Origin of the sequence: Paenibacillus silvae (assembly GCF_014639235.1) — a bacterium.
Classification (GTDB): domain Bacteria; phylum Bacillota; class Bacilli; order Paenibacillales; family Paenibacillaceae; genus Paenibacillus; species Paenibacillus silvae.
Genome location: NZ_BMFU01000003.1, coordinates 421,045 through 435,647, shown reverse-complemented (window position 1 = coordinate 435,647; position 14,603 = coordinate 421,045). Strand labels below are relative to the sequence as shown.

At 47.2% G+C, this 14,603-nt stretch carries 16 protein-coding genes and 5 tRNA genes; 15 read left to right on the top strand and 6 right to left on the bottom strand.

Features of this window, described 5'->3' with window-relative positions:
- Window positions 1–15: 15 nt before the first annotated feature.
- The 3 genes from IEW26_RS12935 (at window position 16) to IEW26_RS12925 (ending at window position 741) form a co-directional block, all read left to right on the top strand.
- Window positions 16–477 (top strand): SprT family protein, encoded by a 462-nt coding sequence (locus IEW26_RS12935; RefSeq protein WP_188592705.1) that lies wholly within the window; start codon window positions 16–18, stop codon window positions 475–477.
- A gap of 93 nt (window positions 478–570) precedes the next feature.
- Window positions 571–646: transfer RNA gene (locus IEW26_RS12930), tRNA-Asn, on the top strand.
- 6 nt (window positions 647–652) lie between these two features.
- Window positions 653–741: transfer RNA gene (locus tag IEW26_RS12925), tRNA-Ser, on the top strand.
- A gap of 314 nt (window positions 742–1,055) precedes the next feature.
- On the opposite strand, the gene IEW26_RS12920 is transcribed toward IEW26_RS12925, so the two are convergent.
- Entirely contained in the window at window positions 1,056–1,754 is a 699-nt protein-coding gene (locus IEW26_RS12920; protein ID WP_188592704.1) for an ArsR/SmtB family transcription factor, read from the bottom strand.
- Window positions 1,755–1,842: 88 nt separating this feature from the next.
- On the opposite strand from IEW26_RS12920, the gene IEW26_RS12915 reads away from it, so the two are divergent.
- Window positions 1,843–2,490 carry a flavin reductase family protein gene (locus IEW26_RS12915; RefSeq protein ID WP_188592894.1) on the top strand — a complete coding sequence of 216 codons (648 nt, stop codon included), beginning with the start codon at window positions 1,843–1,845 and terminating at the stop codon, window positions 2,488–2,490.
- Between the two features lie 117 nt (window positions 2,491–2,607).
- On the opposite strand, the gene IEW26_RS12910 is transcribed toward IEW26_RS12915, so the two are convergent.
- Together IEW26_RS12910 and IEW26_RS12905 are read right to left on the bottom strand one after the other, a co-directional pair.
- Window positions 2,608–3,504, bottom strand: coding sequence for a Cof-type HAD-IIB family hydrolase (locus tag IEW26_RS12910; RefSeq protein ID WP_188592703.1), 897 nt, complete (start codon window positions 3,502–3,504; stop codon window positions 2,608–2,610).
- A 4-nt stretch (window positions 3,505–3,508) separates the two neighbouring features.
- The gene (locus tag IEW26_RS12905) at window positions 3,509–4,285 is read right to left on the bottom strand and encodes a DeoR/GlpR family DNA-binding transcription regulator (protein ID WP_111270476.1); all 777 of its coding nucleotides are present in this window, start codon (window positions 4,283–4,285) and stop codon (window positions 3,509–3,511) included.
- A gap of 394 nt (window positions 4,286–4,679) precedes the next feature.
- On the opposite strand from IEW26_RS12905, the gene IEW26_RS12900 reads away from it, so the two are divergent.
- The 11 genes from IEW26_RS12900 to urtE all read left to right on the top strand — a co-directional run bounded on the left by IEW26_RS12900 (window position 4,680) and on the right by urtE (window position 12,370).
- Window positions 4,680–4,751, top strand: a tRNA-Glu gene (locus tag IEW26_RS12900).
- Window positions 4,752–4,990: 239 nt separating this feature from the next.
- A tRNA-Lys gene (locus IEW26_RS12895) sits at window positions 4,991–5,066 on the top strand.
- Between the two features lie 20 nt (window positions 5,067–5,086).
- A tRNA-Leu gene (locus IEW26_RS12890) sits at window positions 5,087–5,169 on the top strand.
- 156 nt (window positions 5,170–5,325) lie between these two features.
- On the top strand, window positions 5,326–5,679 hold the full coding sequence (locus IEW26_RS12885; protein ID WP_188592702.1) for a DUF3221 domain-containing protein: 354 nt from the start codon (window positions 5,326–5,328) through the stop codon (window positions 5,677–5,679).
- Window positions 5,680–5,892: 213 nt separating this feature from the next.
- Complete coding sequence (locus IEW26_RS12880) at window positions 5,893–6,318, top strand: helix-turn-helix domain-containing protein (protein WP_229729837.1); 426 nt, start codon at window positions 5,893–5,895, stop codon at window positions 6,316–6,318.
- A 288-nt stretch (window positions 6,319–6,606) separates the two neighbouring features.
- Window positions 6,607–7,032 carry a helix-turn-helix domain-containing protein gene (locus IEW26_RS12875; RefSeq protein WP_188592701.1) on the top strand — a complete coding sequence of 142 codons (426 nt, stop codon included), beginning with the start codon at window positions 6,607–6,609 and terminating at the stop codon, window positions 7,030–7,032.
- A gap of 495 nt (window positions 7,033–7,527) precedes the next feature.
- The gene (urtA, locus tag IEW26_RS12870; RefSeq protein WP_145403397.1) at window positions 7,528–8,778 is read left to right on the top strand and encodes an urea ABC transporter substrate-binding protein; all 1,251 of its coding nucleotides are present in this window, start codon (window positions 7,528–7,530) and stop codon (window positions 8,776–8,778) included.
- 126 nt (window positions 8,779–8,904) lie between these two features.
- Window positions 8,905–9,810 (top strand): urea ABC transporter permease subunit UrtB, encoded by a 906-nt coding sequence (gene urtB, locus IEW26_RS12865; RefSeq protein WP_188592700.1) that lies wholly within the window; start codon window positions 8,905–8,907, stop codon window positions 9,808–9,810.
- Between the two features lie 23 nt (window positions 9,811–9,833).
- Window positions 9,834–10,949 carry an urea ABC transporter permease subunit UrtC gene (urtC, locus tag IEW26_RS12860; protein ID WP_188592699.1) on the top strand — a complete coding sequence of 372 codons (1,116 nt, stop codon included), beginning with the start codon at window positions 9,834–9,836 and terminating at the stop codon, window positions 10,947–10,949.
- Window positions 10,888–11,697, top strand: coding sequence for an urea ABC transporter ATP-binding protein UrtD (gene urtD, locus IEW26_RS12855; protein WP_188592698.1), 810 nt, complete (start codon window positions 10,888–10,890; stop codon window positions 11,695–11,697). The genes urtC and urtD overlap by 62 nt, the downstream gene beginning before the upstream one ends.
- On the top strand, window positions 11,675–12,370 hold the full coding sequence (gene urtE / locus IEW26_RS12850; RefSeq protein WP_188592697.1) for an urea ABC transporter ATP-binding subunit UrtE: 696 nt from the start codon (window positions 11,675–11,677) through the stop codon (window positions 12,368–12,370). The genes urtD and urtE overlap by 23 nt, the downstream gene beginning before the upstream one ends.
- A gap of 89 nt (window positions 12,371–12,459) precedes the next feature.
- Here urtE and IEW26_RS12845 read toward each other — a convergent pair whose 3' ends face one another.
- The 3 genes from IEW26_RS12845 to IEW26_RS12835 all read right to left on the bottom strand — a co-directional run bounded on the left by IEW26_RS12845 (window position 12,460) and on the right by IEW26_RS12835 (window position 14,301).
- Complete coding sequence (locus tag IEW26_RS12845; protein WP_145403392.1) at window positions 12,460–13,086, bottom strand: nitrogen regulation protein NR(II); 627 nt, start codon at window positions 13,084–13,086, stop codon at window positions 12,460–12,462.
- A gap of 28 nt (window positions 13,087–13,114) precedes the next feature.
- On the bottom strand, window positions 13,115–13,318 hold the full coding sequence (locus IEW26_RS12840; protein WP_188592696.1) for an XRE family transcriptional regulator: 204 nt from the start codon (window positions 13,316–13,318) through the stop codon (window positions 13,115–13,117).
- 281 nt (window positions 13,319–13,599) lie between these two features.
- Window positions 13,600–14,301 (bottom strand): urease accessory protein UreF, encoded by a 702-nt coding sequence (locus IEW26_RS12835; RefSeq protein WP_188592695.1) that lies wholly within the window; start codon window positions 14,299–14,301, stop codon window positions 13,600–13,602.
- Between the last annotated feature and the right edge of the window lie 302 nt (window positions 14,302–14,603).

Genomic DNA, 14,603 nt, shown 5'->3' with positions numbered 1-14,603 from the left:
CAGGAAGGAACAACGATGGAAAACAAGGAACTGCAGCAATGGATTGAGCAGATTTCACTGGAGCACTTCGGGGTTCCGTTCACCCATGAGGCGATTTTCAACCGTCGTCTGACGACAACAGGCGGGCGTTACATGCTCAAGAGCCATCGAATTGAAATTAATCCGCATCAGCTGGAAGTGTACGGAAAAGACGAGGTAGAAAAAATTATTAAACACGAGCTGTGCCACTATCATCTGCATATACGAGGACGGGGGTATCAGCATCGTGACCCTGAATTCAAGGCGCTTTTGCAGAAAGTTGGCGGCTCAAGGTTCTGTCAATCACTCCCTGGAGATAAGGGCAGAAAACCGCTGCCATATCGATACAAGCTGTTGTGCAAGAGCTGTGGCATGGAATATTTGCGTAAACGTAAGATAGACCCAAAGCGTTATCGCTGCGGTCGATGCTCGGGGAAATTGACACTTCAAAACATCTGATCTGGCACTTTTTAAATCGGTTGTAAAAATTGATGGAAGGCATGTTGACTTGAATTATTAATCATGATAAATTAATGTTATTCAAGTTAATTTTCCCTGATAGCTCAGTTGGTAGAGCACTCGACTGTTAATCGAGTTGTCACAGGTTCGAGTCCTGTTCGGGGAGCCATTTCTTGGAGAGATACCCAAGTGGCTATAAGGGGACCCTCTGCTAAGGGGTTAGACTGCGTAAGCGGTGCGAGGGTTCGAATCCCTCTCTCTCCGTTCTGAGAATACTTCAATGTCAGGGATGAGAACCCTAAAGGTTCGTCGGAGCATAGGCTTCGATAGCGATACATCGCAGTCTCGAACGAAGTGAGAGTATGCCTCTCTCTCCGTTCTGAGAATACTTCAATGCCAGGGATGAGAACCGTAAAGGTTCGTCGGAGCATAGGCTTCGATAGCGATACATCGCAGTCTCGAACGAAGTGAGAGTATGCCTCTCTCCGTTTTCATCAAAAAGTTAAGACCTCTTCAAATGGAATGATTTAATCATTCATTTTGAAGAGGTCTTTTTGGTTTTTTAACGTGTAATTCGTCTACAGGGAAATTTCCAACACCTCGTATAATCCTGACTTTCCAGCCTCGGTTACTTCAATAGAGCGGCTTCCTGGTTTTTGACGAATCCAATTCAGTTCAAGTAACCGGTGAAAAAGCTGTTCACCAAGCAAACCGGATAGGTGATGACGGCGTTCGCTCCAGTCCAGGCATTTACGAGCGATGGCCCGGCGTGATCCTGGCTTTGATTGAAGCTTGATTCCAAAGGAGCTCAACCACTGCGATCCTTTCTCCGTGATTAGATAATCCTTACTTTGCGGCTCATTAGGTTCAACCAGATAACCACTCTCAAGCAAAGCTTCACAGAGTGAAGTCCCGAGTTTCCCGGCCAGATGATCGTAACAGGTGCGTGCATGACTTAACTGCTGCAGTTGACTGGATTGCTTTAAGGAGCGAATCTGTGCCGGTGGAGCGATGCTGGCCATTTTCTCAATCAGATCAGCGATTTCCTGGCTAGCAAGACGATAATACCGATGACGACCTTGCTGTTCTACTTGCAGTAATCCTCCGGCTACCAGTTTAGCGAGATGATTACTTGCTGTCTGTGGACTCACACCTGCCATATAGGCGAGTTCTCCTGCAGGCAACGCCCGTCCATCAAGCAAAGCGGCGAGGAATATAGAGCGACTTGTATCAGCAATAAGTGAGGCAATAACAGTGATATTCGGATATGCATTCATACTTCGATGATAGCTGAACTAATGCTGTATTACAATCAGTTTTGAATTCTAATTATCCGAACAGGAGAGGTGTAAGGTGAGGAACAAGATGCAACAGCGCAACACTACAAAACAAACTAGTGAATGGGATCAGACGGATCGTCATGAGACCATTAACCCAAGTATTTTATACTACGGAACACCTGTCATCATTCTGAGCACATTAAATAAAGACGGATCTACCAATCTTTCTCCACTATCGTCATCTTGGGCACTGGGAGACTGTCTTGTGCTGGGTGTTGGCACGCAGGGCAAAGGTTATGAAAACCTCTGCCGTCATCCCGAGTGTGTCATTAATCTGCCGGATGCCTCCATGTGGCAAAACGTTGAAGCGCTGGGGCGCACAACAGGAAGCTTCCCTGTGCCCGAAGTTAAAAGACAGATGGGATACGCGTTTTGTCAGGATAAATTCACTGCAGCGGGATTGACATCTCAGCATTCAATTCAGGTGGCGCCTGATAAAATAGCAGAATGTCCGCTTCAGATAGAAGCGGTTGTACAACATATACGCCTCCCGGAGCATACGCCGTTTATGGCAATAGTAGAAGTGAAAGCGGTGAAGGTACACGCCCATACTCGTCTGATCTCGGAGATCAACAGGGTTGATCCGGAGCAATGGCATCCATTGATTTATAATTTCCGTCATTATTACGGGCTGGGAGAGAGACAGGGAGAGAATTTTCGGGCAGAGAAATAGCTGGAAAATGAGGGCGATTGAGAGCGAGCGAGAGGGCACTACTTAACATGTGGCTGAATAATAAACAAGCACAGGCTCGGTTAACGAGTCTGTGCTTGTTTCCACTATAAGAACCTTTTACTGGCCTTCGGAAACAATGGTTTCCACAGGAGCAATAGGTTTGCCTTCGAGTAAACTATAAATGGCATGAGCGACGCCATGCTCAACATTGGTGCGTGTGATGGCTTTAGCCATGGCACGAATCTCAGGTTCAGCGTTGCCCATCGCAATGCCGAGTCCTGCCATTTGCAGCATGGAAACATCATTGAAGTTATCGCCGATAGCGGCAGTGTCCTTCATGGAGATATTCAGGTGTTCTGCCAGCTTCGTAAGCGCATTGCCCTTGGACACATCCGGGTGCTGCATCTCGAAGTTATGCTCAAAGGATACAACCATGGCAACATCGGATCTGGACGAGAAGTGCTCGCGTCCGGCTTGGACTTTTTCCGGATTCATGGAGAAGGCCATAATGTTGTAGATACATGCCTCTGCCGGAATTTCGAGATGGTTTTTCACACGGTGATAGTCTTTTTTGTTGTAATGTTTTTTGATGGAATGAATCATGCGCTCGATATCTTCGCCTGGTTTTGAGCCTAAAACACGTTCCAGCTCGGCAAGCATTGCTTCGTGAGTGCTGATAGCGGCATAAATCCCCATCTGAGTCGAAGCTTCATAATAAATGTGCTCATCCTCCAGCCATTGCATGACAGACGCGGCTGTGTCCCGTTCCAGCGGAAGGTGGAATAAGCGTTCTCCGTTCTCGTCATGAATGGTTGCGCCGTTGGAGCCGATAATCGGGGTTTTGATTCCGCCCTGGCGGCTGATCGCAACAACATCTGAATATACACGTCCTGTGGCGATGGTAACTTTCATGCCAGCCTGTTGTGCTTTTTGAACAGCCTCTGCGTTTTCACGGCTAATCTGGCTATCTCGATTCAGCAGCGTTCCATCCAGATCGGTAGCGAATAATTTCATATCTTTACAACTCCTTTTCTTGTGTAGGTTCGGGAATAAGTAGATCAACCTGTTGTTCTGTTAAAAAATCAATCCACTCCTGATTCGGCATTTGATCCGTAATGAATACGTCAACCAGAGTCCAGTCTGCAAAACGGTAGCCATAACGTCTGCCCATTTTGGAATGGTCAGCAAGCACAATGACCTTTTTGGCAGATTTCATCATTTGATGTTTAATCTTGCCCTCTTCTTCGGAAGCACTGAAGCCATCCAGTGTGAGACCGCCAATGCCGATAAAAACTTTATCCACATAGTAGTGGGAAAGAGTTTCGATCACAGGTGTTCCATATACATAACGCTGTTCCTTATCGAGTTTGCCGCCAAGCAGGCGGATTTGAACTGCAGTGTGATTGGATAACAGCTCGGCAGAGTGTAACGAGTTGGTAATCACGGTGCAGGATTTGCCGTTCAAATTCTCTGCGCAGGCCTGCACAGTTGTAGAGGAATCCAGAATAATGGTTTCACCTGAACGAACAAGAGCAGCAGCGAGTTTTCCAATCGCTCTTTTTTCCTCGGAAACATACTTGAGTCTTTCCTGATACGATCTGAATTCCTGTGGAGGAGAGGGGAGAATGGCACCGCCACGTGTGCGGATGATGGCTTCTTGTTCTTCAAGCTTAATCAGATCACGGCGCGCAGTATCTCGGGATACATCAAATAATGTTACGATCTCTTCAGCCGAGATACGATTGTGTTTGCGTAAATGCTCAATGATGAGCTGCATGCGTTCTTCCTGAAACAAACGTAAAGCCTCCTTGATTTAGGGATGACCGTGCGTTGTACTATAGTTAAATTATAAGTAATAATAATGAGATGTGCAATGTTGTAAGTGAAAATAAGTTTTTATAAGTTTTTTTACGTTAATTTACAAACTCAGCGTATAGGCATGACAAGTTTATGATTTTTTGTATTAAACGATTAGGTCTATACTAAGCGTGAAAGAAGGAAAGTGTGAGAGAAGGGAAATAGGTCAATTTGTTAGGTGAAATTTTAGTGAATAAGCCGATTAGAGGGCTAAAATAATAGTAAATAAGGATAATTATTTGTCTTCAAAAAAATATAAAAAAAGTGTTGCACTAATCTATTTTCCTGTGATATACTCATTCTTGTCGCCAAGAAAGACAACTTGTTCATAAGGCCCGTTGGTCAAGGGGTTAAGACACCTCCCTTTCACGGAGGTAACAGGGGTTCGAATCCCCTACGGGTCATAGTAATTTATTACTATATCAAGGGATGAGAATCCCAAGGGTTCGTCGGAGGATTACTTCGTTAGCAACTGCTTCGCAGTCTCGAACGGAGTGAGAGTATCCTCTACGGGTCATAGTAATTTTATTACCTCTTTTCTTCACCGTTTAGAGATTCGCATTCTTGATTAGGATTTCTTTAAAGTTCACTGCTCTGTATCATTCAATGAAGCATGGCATAACCTCAGGTGGAGTTACATCAAGAGCCATTAGCTCAGTTGGTAGAGCACCTGACTTTTAATCAGGGTGTCGAAGGTTCGAGTCCTTCATGGCTCACCATTTACAAAACAATTAAATATGCGGTCGTGGTGGAATGGCAGACACGCTATCTTGAGGGGGTAGTGGGTGTATACCCGTGGAGGTTCGAGTCCTCTCGACCGCATCACAGCAACACATGGGAATGGACTTTCATGATTAATTCATGAGGGTCCATTTTTCTTTATCCTTCCCCACTGCTTCTTATTTATAGTAGGTGTGTAACTAAAATAGCTCTTCCGACGTTACTTCTATATAACGGTTATGAACTGGAGGGGTGGGCATGACACGTTCAAGGTCTTTAAATTGGTCAGGTTATGTACTGGTGTTGATGTTAATGTTTATATTTACAGCTGGGTGTGGAGATGTTACCAATGACAGCTTGGATGATTATCGGGATCAAGGGGCTGTCGATGTGTCGAGGGAGGCGGATTTTGAAGCTGTCGTCACAGAAAAAGGGGAAAAAACAATAACGGTTGTTGGCATAGGGTCAGTTTCTCAAACTTATATACTTACGACAGATGGGGTTGCCTATACTGCGGAGGTCGATGATCGGGTACGTATATGGACAACAGGGCGATACCAGGAGAGTTATCCGGTTCAAGCAACTGCGATCAAGATCGAGCGAGTTGAATGAAAGTGTTAGGATCATGTGATCATGTTACGTTGGTGAAAAACATAAAGAGACTAGGTCTTGGGAAGAGAATTGCGATGAGCTCCCGAGTTCCACGTATGGTGTTAGTAACTTGAATGGATTCTGGATATTATAGGCTGAGCCTTCATAAATATTATGCTATAATTCTATCATGTGACTATGCGTTGATTATTACGGTTGGAAGGCGGTTCTTGCATGCAGTCAATCTATGAGCGAATTGAACACCTGATTGCCGAACGAGGCATGACGAAGAAGGCTTTCTGTCAACAGCTGAAGATTAGCACGGGCAATCTGGGTGACTGGAAGCGTGGCAAATCTATCCCGAGCACCAATAAACTGATTGAAATTGCTTCGTTTTTCGATGTGAGCCTGGACTGGCTTATGGTAGGGCGTTTATCGAAAGAAGCCATTGTTCGGGAAAAGCGGGAGGATTATTTTTTTAACGTGTTGCGGCAATTGGATTGCCAGGAGAGTGAATTGTCGACTGCGGAGCAGTCTTTTATCAGTGAATACATTGAGTTTACCCGCTATCGCAAATTTAAGGAAAGTAAAGAAGGTCGCGGTTATCTCTACCAGGCTGAACAGGATGATGACACGGCGTCGGACCAAGAAGAAAAGTGAAGCTTGGGGTAGTACTGCTGCTGGCAAGGCAGGAACGAATTTGTGGTGATGTGTGTTTAAGGATTGTACATAAAAAGCTCTATCTGCAGTACGTTTCTCCGAAGACAATGCGGAGCTTTTTTTAGTTAAGGCTTGGACTGATCGTGGAAATGGAATGCGAAGTGGTCGAGATGTAATCATTGATATTTGGAAAATGAAGATGCTTCAGAAGTTTTATTGGGCTAACGTTGTGCTATAATTCTATCATATGATATGGGTTGATTATTACGGTTGGAAGGCGGTTCTTGCATGCAGTCGATCTATGAGCGAATTGAACACCTGATTGCCGAACGAGGCATGACGAAGAAGGCTTTCTGTCAACAGCTGAAGATTAGCACAGGCAATCTGGGTGACTGGAAGCGTGGCAAATCTATCCCGAGCACCAATAAACTGATTGAAATCGCGTCGTTTTTCGATGTGAGCCTGGACTGGCTTATGATAGGACGTTTATCGAAAGAAGCCATTGTGCGGGAAAAACGGGAGGATTATTTTTTTAACGTGTTGAGGCAACTGGATTGCCAGGAGAGTGAATTATCGGCTGTGGAGCAGTCTTTTATCAGTGAATATATTGAGTTCACCCGTTATCGCAAATTCAAGGAAAGCAAAGAAGGTGACGGTTATCGTTACCAACCGGAACAGGATGGTGACAAGGAGCCGGAGCGAGACGGGAAGTAGGTGACTCCCTTATCGTTTTGTGCAGCAAGGCGGAGAAACGGTGCAGTACACTTTGTAGTACCTGGTGTGGGAATACAGTATCTGGCCGTGCAAAAAGCGCTATTACAGGTGTAATTTGAATACTTAATGAGCATGCGGATGAAAGCCTCGTCTGTTCCGAACATCTTCGGACACAGTACGGAGGTTTTTTTTTGTTATTGGGAGTGGTGCTGTGAAAGACTGGAAAATCCTTATGCTGAACACTACGGCGGCACAGAATGCTGAATTGAGATCAAATTTCTTATTTGTGTTAAATATAATTACATGAAGTTATCCTGATGTCAATTGATTTAAGATTTTATTAGCAGAATGCATGAAATTCTTATACAAAAAATAAAATTATGTAAGATATATTGACATTAAAAGTTCTGGACTCCATAATTTGGTTCAACGAACGTTTGAGTTATGTTTTGCCTTAATGTTCGTAAGTAGACTAAAAAAAGGGAGTGCAGACTATTGAAAAAGAGGTCGTTCCGATTATGGGGTATTCTGCTTGGTGTAATTCTGGTGGTAACAGGGTGTGTGGAAGGGAGCGCTCCCCCTGAGGTCTCTGGTTCTGAAGGAGCCGGGAATGCAGCTACGACCGGTGACACGATAAAAGTTGGTATTCTTCATTCCTTGAGTGGGACGATGGCCATTAGTGAAGTTTCGGTCAAAGATGCAGAGATGCTTGCCATTGAAGAGATTAACGCAGCAGGCGGTGTTCTGGGCAAACAGATTGAACCTGTCATTGAGGACGGTGCCTCAGATTGGCCTACTTTTGCAGAGAAGGCGGGAAAGCTGCTGCAGCAGGATAAGGTAGCGGCTGTATTCGGGGGATGGACTTCTGCCAGCAGAAAAGCGATGCTTCCGGTGTTTGAGCAAAACAATGGTCTGTTATTTTATCCCGTGCAATATGAAGGTCTGGAATCCTCCCCTAACATTTTCTATACGGGTGCAACAACCAATCAGCAGATTGTTCCGTCGGTAACCTGGCTGCTGGAGAACCGGGGCAAGACGTTTTATTTGCTGGGTTCGGATTATGTTTTTCCACGGACAGCCAATCAGGTGATCAAGGCGCAGCTTGCAGCAGAGGGCGGCGAAGTTGTAGGAGAGGAATACACACCGCTTGGACATACCGACTACAGCACAATCATCAGTAAAATCAAAGCGGCGAAACCGGATATCGTCTATAACACGTTAAACGGAGATAGCAATGTCGCTTTCTTCAAACAGCTGAAGGATGCGGGGATCACTCCAGGTCAGATCACGACGTTGTCCGTCAGTGTGGCTGAAGAGGAGATTCGTGGAATCGGTGCAGATGTGCTCAAGGGGCATCTTGCTTCGTGGAATTATTACCAGACAACAGAAACTCCTGAGAATAAAGACTTTGTGGCGAAATACAAAGAGAAATACGGTGCGGACCGAGTCACGGCAGACCCGATTGAGGCAGGTTATGTGGCTGTTTATCTGTGGAAGGCAGCGGTGGAGAAGGCTGGCTCAACAGAGGTTGAAAAAGTGAAGGAGGCTGCCAAAGGTCTGGAGCTGGATGCGCCTGAGGGCAAAGTCACTGTAGACGGAGAGAATCAGCATATTTACAAGACGGTGCGAATTGGTGAAGTGCAGGAAGATGGTCAATTCAAGGAATTGTGGAATTCGGGCTCTCCTGTGAAGCCTGACCCCTATCTGAAAACATACGAGTGGGGAACTGCTTTAAGCAATAAATAGTGGTGGCGGAAGTGTGCGAATACTCGGTTGATTGACAGAAAGAGAGGTGGGGGTGAAACAACACACCCTTGATCATTATTACGGTAAAGCGTTGTTGTGATAAATAAACGTAAAGGAGGGCCTGCAATGGAGATGTTTGTTTTACAGCTATTCAACGGACTGAGCATTAGCTCGATTCTGCTGTTGATTGCCCTGGGACTCGCAGTCACATTTGGCCTGATGAATGTCATCAATATGGCACATGGCGAATTGATCATGATTGGCGCATATGCGACCTATGTGACGCAAAATTTGTTTATGTCTTATGCGCCCGCGTCCTGGTTCGGCCTGTACTTTGTTGTGGCGCTGCCCATTGCGTTCGCGGTGGCTGCTCTGATCGGGTGGTTGCTTGAAGTGATTCTGATCAGGCATCTGTATGGCAGACCGCTGGATAGTTTGCTCGCCACCTGGGGTGTGGGCATGATGCTGCAGCAACTGGCACGCTCGATATTTGGTGCTCCGAATGTCGGTGTGTCCAGCCCCGCCTGGCTGAATGGAGGGTGGATGATCTCGGAAGGTATTGTTTTTCCGTATAAACGAATGTTTATCCTTGGACTTGTGGCTCTAGTCTTGCTATGCATGTACCTCTACATTTATCGTACGGCTTCAGGCAGACGGATGAGAGCGGTGATGCAGAATCGGAATATGGCCGGCTGTCTGGGCATTTCCACACGACGAGTCGATGGCATGACGTTTGCAATCGGTTCAGGGATTGCTGGTATTGCAGGCTGTGCTTTAACGCTGGTTGGCCCGATTGGCCCTTCTCTTGGCACGTATTATATTGTGGATGCCTTCATGGTCGTTGTGCTCGGGGGTGTGGGGAAATTAATCGGAACAGTGTGTGGTGCGCTTGGCATCGGTATGCTCAACACGTTGTTCGAAACGTATACCTCGGCCTCCATTGGCAAGGTGCTCGTGTTTGTATGCATCGTTGCATTTTTGCAATGGAAGCCTCGTGGTTTGGTTGCGATTCGCACGCGAAGCCTGGATTAACAGGGAGAAGGGGGGGGTGAAGCATGCCGGCATTACTTAAAACAGGGAGTTTGAAAACAAGGATCGTCTGGGCGGTTGTGCTTATTCTGATGTGCCTTGCGCCGCTGGTTTCGACGGAATTTCGTTTGAGTTTGTTAGCCAAGTTTCTGGCGCTTGCCATTCTGGCGATTGGACTGGATCTGATCTGGGGATACGGAGGTGTGCTTAGTCTAGGGCATGGGGTGTTTTTTGGTCTTGGCGGCTATGCCATGGCGATGTATCTGAAGCTTCAGGCCAGTGGCGCAGCTATCCCGGATTTTATGGGCTGGAGTGGTCTCAGCGGATTGCCGTGGTTCTGGGAGCCTTTTCGCTTCTTCCCGGCCGCACTATTTCTTGGCATAGCCATTCCTGCGCTGCTGGCCTTTGTGCTGGGGTGGTTCACGTTTCGCAATCGGATTACCGGGGTCTATTTTACAATTCTGACCCAGGCGCTCGTGCTTATTGCGGTAACGTTATTTGTCGGCAAACAGGAGTGGACGGGGGGAACAAATGGCATAACGGGTTATCAAGCAATCTTTGGGTTTACGCTGCATTCAGCAGGCACTACGATTGTGTTGTACTATATAACACTTGCCATTCTGGTGCTCGCTTATCTGCTCTGCCGCCGCATGGTGAACAGCCGTTTTGGGCAGGTGCTCGAGGCTGCACGTGATGGGGAGAATCGGGTTCGGTTTTTGGGGTATGACCCCGCAGGTTACAAAACACTGGCATTTGCTTTGTCGGGCGCCCTTGCGGGTATGGCGGGCATGCTGTTTGTGCTGCAGGTAGGCATTATCTCGCCATCCATGATGGGTATTGTCCCCTCCATTGAGATGGTGCTGTGGGTTGCCTTGGGAGGACGCGGGACGCTGATCGGGGCAATTATCGGCGCTGTCATGTTAAATGCAGCGAAAACGGGGATAAGCGAGGCTTATCCGGAAGGGTGGCTGTTTGTGGTTGGCGGACTCTTCGTCACGGTTGTTCTGTTCATGCCGAACGGAATTGTAGGTGTGTACCAAAGTATTGCCCGCATATTACAACGGAGAGGGGAGAGTTCACATGTCCAGACTGCTTCAGAAAAACAAAAAGTCTTCGGAGCTTCAGGTGATACTGGCCGCTGAGGATATAACGGTGTCCTTTGGAGGTTTTGTTGCAGTCAAAGGCATGAATCTGAAGCTCCTTAATCGTGATTTGCACTTTTTGATCGGACCGAATGGCGCGGGGAAAACCACAATGCTGGATGTGATCTGCGGCAAAACAAAACCGGCATCCGGATCGGTAAAGCTGATGGACGGTACGGAGCTGACAAGACTCAAGGAGCATCAGATTGTTCGCAAAGGAATAGGGCGCAAATTCCAGGCGCCTTCTATCTTTGCCGGTCTGACGGTGGAGGAGAATTTGGCGCTCGCGGCGGAGACACGGCGTCTTCCCTTTCAAGCCATCAGAATTCGCAGACACGGCGCACGGGGAGAAGCGATGGAGCGTGTTATGCTTCAGACGGGATTGCAAGACCGGATCGGCGAGCGTGCCGGTGCGTTGTCGCACGGGGAGAAGCAGTGGCTCGAGATCGGGATGCTGCTGCTGCAAGAGCCGCAGGTGCTGCTGCTTGACGAACCTGCCGCAGGCATGACGGATGAAGAAACATACCAAACAGGGCGTCTTTTGCAAGAGATCGCTACTGAACGCTCGGTCGTTGTTGTAGAGCATGATATGGAGTTTGTACGGGAATTTGCCGCCAAGGTGACGGTAATGCATGAAGGGAAGCTGCTCAAGGAAGGCACGATGGCTGAAGTTCAGGCAGATCCAAGAATAGCGGAAGTGTACTTGGGGACAAGGGGGCAGGCGAATGTTGAGACTGCAGAACGTTGAGTCTGGGTACGGGGAGAGCCGAGTGCTTCGCGGTGTGAATCTGGAAGTGCTGCCCGGGCAAGTGACATGTCTGATGGGTAGAAATGGCGTGGGGAAAACGACATTGATGAAAACCTTGATGGGATTGCTTCGAACACGAGCGGGAAGCGTTCACTGGAATGGCCGGGAACTGGCTTCACTGGAACCGGCTAAACGGGCAAAAGCGGGAATAGGTTATGTGCCGCAAGGGAGGGAAATCTTTCCGCAGCTTACAGTGAAGGAGAACCTGCTGCTCGGACTGGAAATGAGTATGTCTGGTGTGAGAACGTTCCCTGAGGATGTGCTTGAGATGTTCCCCGTGCTTGCTTCCATGTATGGGCGCCAGGGTGGGGATTTGAGCGGCGGGCAGCAGCAACAGCTTGCGTTTGCGCGAGCGCTGGCCTCCCGCCCTGGCTTGCTGCTGCTGGATGAACCGACGGAAGGCATTCAGCCTTCAATCGTTGAGGATATCAGGAGGGTGATCCTTAAGCTGAAAGCGCAGGGGACAATTTCGATTCTGCTGGTGGAGCAAAGCATTGATTTTGTGCGTAGTGCCGCCGACTACATTTATGTGATGGACAAAGGTGTTATGACGCTGCAGGGAACGCCGCATGACCTGGATATGTCGCAGTTTGAATATCATTTGTCTGTATGATGCGATCCGGTTATCTGATGTCATTGTTCCGAGAGGGTTCAGTGTGTACTTGAATTTGCCCGAACATGATAGAGCTGCGCTGCATGCCTTTAATGACGCTTATCCAAAATGTTGGAATACTTCGGGTACAGCCGACGAATGCATTCTGGGCAGATATCATGGGTGAACTCGGCAGAGGTATGTTTCTCCAGATAACGTTCCACGGAGCTCCATTCGTCGGATTCGTCCTTGATGTGTTTGCAAACGGCGCAAATGGGCAGCAGGCCATGCAATGTGCGTGCTTCAGTCAGGGCTTGTCTTAGCTGCTGCTCGGTCCTTTTTTGTTCGGTGATATCAGTATGAGCAATTAAAGCAAGATTATCGCCGAATAAGGGGCCGTCATGTAATGGGGTTAGCTCTACACGAAACCATTTTTCTTCGTTGTACGGAGTGGTCACAGAGATGTCGTATGTATGAGCATGCTTGAAAGGCACAACGTTATGTCTTAGGTGCTGCGCAAACTTGGCTGGTGGGACACCTCTTTGTGCTGTCCACGCCTCCATCAGGTGAAGATAGTGGTTATGACGGCTGCTGCCTGAGTGTGAAAAGGGTTTATAGAATCCACGCTTCCAGGCTCGGTTGCAGCTTCGGATGATCCAATGCTGATCGATGATGATTAGCTGATGATTGGTGGACTGGAACGACAGGCTTTCGAGGTCCGATGTCATGTGTCTCATGAGTGAAGTCCTCCTTGAATAAAAGATGTTATCGCAGTTCCTCTGGTATGTCCAAAACATCAGCGACCTGATGTCTGAATCTCGTAGCTTTACGTGTGCCGTGAATAAGATTGGACAGGCGGTAGGGCGGGATGCCATGCTGTTCGCAAAAGGTTTTTTGGTCAATCTGCAGTTCGGTTAGTCGCCGTTTGATAGCCCATCCGAACGGAGTGACGGGTTTCTTCTTGTTCAAAAGGGTTCACCCCTGAGTGGAATTATAGTATTCAGCAGGCGTTTCTTCGTGTAGACTGAATGAAATGCGAGCTGTAATCTCCATTATATACGTAAATACGTCATCTAACAATTAAAAAAATACGGAAATAAGTGTATTTTTTGAATTAAAATGACGTATATGCGCTTTTTGTGAGCCTTCAAGCCCATGTCCGCAAGCTGTTATAAACCAAAAAAACACGCCAGCAAGGGGGTTGCGGCGTGTTTTTGAATGGAATCAAGAGAGATTTGTTGGGGAGGTGCTCAAGCTCTGTAAGCGTGAAGCCCGGCTCCGAGCATATGGAAGCTGGGGAATAACGTCTTCATAGACAGTGATGCAGGGTGCATGTGTCCATCTGGAGAAGAAGCACTCACGGTCTTCCATTCGTGCTCAAGGTCTGTGGTCAGGCGACCGAGCAGCTCCTTGGTAACATTCTCACTTAGAGGAATAGCTTTGGAGGCTTCGGATATACAGGCATACATGGCTGAATGAAGATAACCGAGGACCGCCTCTTCGACGGGGATGTCGAGGTGGTGGTTAATCCAGGCGTGAACGGTGGGGAGACAGCCGACAGAACTGTATTTGGTGAAAATCTGTTCAAGCGGTTTGAATTCGATCCAGGGATGCAGGGCGTGAGATAGCTTGATTAAACGCTTGCCGATGGTAGCTGCCTTTTCTCTAAGCTCGGCAGGTGTTCGCTGCACGTGAACAAGCTTGTCGATCAGGGCGATGCGCCAAGTGTCTTTGTGATCGATTGCGGTATATATGCCTTTGATGGCCATACCTTCAAGACGAACCAGACTGGGATGCAGCTGGCAGCGCATGAACGATTCAAGATCCTCCACTGTACGGATGGTGCCTTCCTTGATATGTGTATCCATGCCGAAGAAATGGGAGAACCCTCCAACCTGAACAGAAGGATCAAGCAGCTTCACGTAATCTAGCAGCTTATTGCCACGGTTCACGATCTTTCGCCTCCAGTGCTTATTTGCGTTAATTTATCTTACATTAATTAATCTTTTCTAAATCGTATGTGCTTAAATCCGAATTATATGATATATATATTCACATAATTATCCGTGTTTTGTCAATGGTTTGCATTGAAAAAGCTTAAATTTCATTCTTTATTATTATTTATGTTATATAATATAACAATAAACTGATTCTCCTTTAGAAATAATATTTGAAAATACTAGGCTGCAACAAATTCATTCTGGTTCCGCCGCTGCCCTGACATTTTTTCGGAATCAGATTCAGGATATGCGCA